Source organism: Variovorax sp. 10N432 (genome assembly GCF_056394465.1).
The window spans coordinates 1-805 of the sequence record NZ_JBFTHX010000131.1 but is presented as its reverse complement, the minus strand read 5'-3'; the positions used below and the strand labels follow the sequence as shown (position 1 = coordinate 805).

Sequence of the window (805 nt, the reverse complement as noted above, 5' to 3'; positions counted from 1 at the left end):
GAAGTCGACGGCGGCCTGGAGACCATTTCTCTTTCCGTGCCCGCGGTCATCACCACCGACCTGCGCCTGAACGAGCCGCGCTACGTGACCTTGCCCAACATCATGAAGGCCAAGAAGAAGCAGCTGGACACGTTCAAGCCGGAAGACCTCGGCGTGGATGTCAAGCCGCGCCTGAAGACCTTGAAGGTCAGCGAGCCGCCGAAGCGCGGCGCGGGCATCAAGGTGCCGGATGTCGCCACGCTGGTGGACAAGCTGAAGAACGAAGCGAAGGTAATCTGAAAAGCTTGCGGGACAGACCGCAGCGCGAAGCGCAAGCTCTGTCCCCAACTGATCAGGCCAATTTTTTGGAACAAAAAATGACCGTACTTGTTATTGCCGAACACGACCACGCCACCCTCAAGCCGGCGACCCTCAACACCGTCACCGCGGGCCTTGCCTGCGCCAGCGGCGACGTCCACGTGCTGGTGGCCGGTGCCAACGCCGCCGAAGCCGGCAAGGCCGCGAGCCAGGTCGCAGGCGTCGCCAAGGTGATCGTCGCCGACAGCCCGTCCCTGGCCGAGAACCTCGCCGAGAACGTCGCCGCCCAGGTGCTCGCGATCGCCAAGAACTACAGCCACATCCTGTTCCCCTCGACCGCCAACGGCAAGAACGTCGCCCCGCGCGTGGCCGCGCTGCTGGATGTCGCCCAGATCAGCGACATCACCAAGGTCGACAGCCCCGACACCTTCGAGCGGCCGATCTATGCKGGCAATGCGATTGCCATCGTGCAGAGCAGCGATGCGATCAAGGTCGTCACTGTTCGCAC

General features: G+C 63.6%; 1 protein-coding gene and 1 pseudogene. Both read left to right on the top strand.

What is annotated here, in order from left to right; genetic code table 11:
- Window positions 1-279: electron transfer flavoprotein subunit beta/FixA family protein (locus tag AC1DF3_RS36980; protein WP_478142810.1), on the top strand; the 279-nt coding region annotated here is incomplete at its 5' end.
- Between the two features lie 77 nt (window positions 280-356).
- A pseudogene (locus tag AC1DF3_RS36975) lies at window positions 357-805 on the top strand (electron transfer flavoprotein subunit alpha/FixB family protein); the annotation flags it as partial.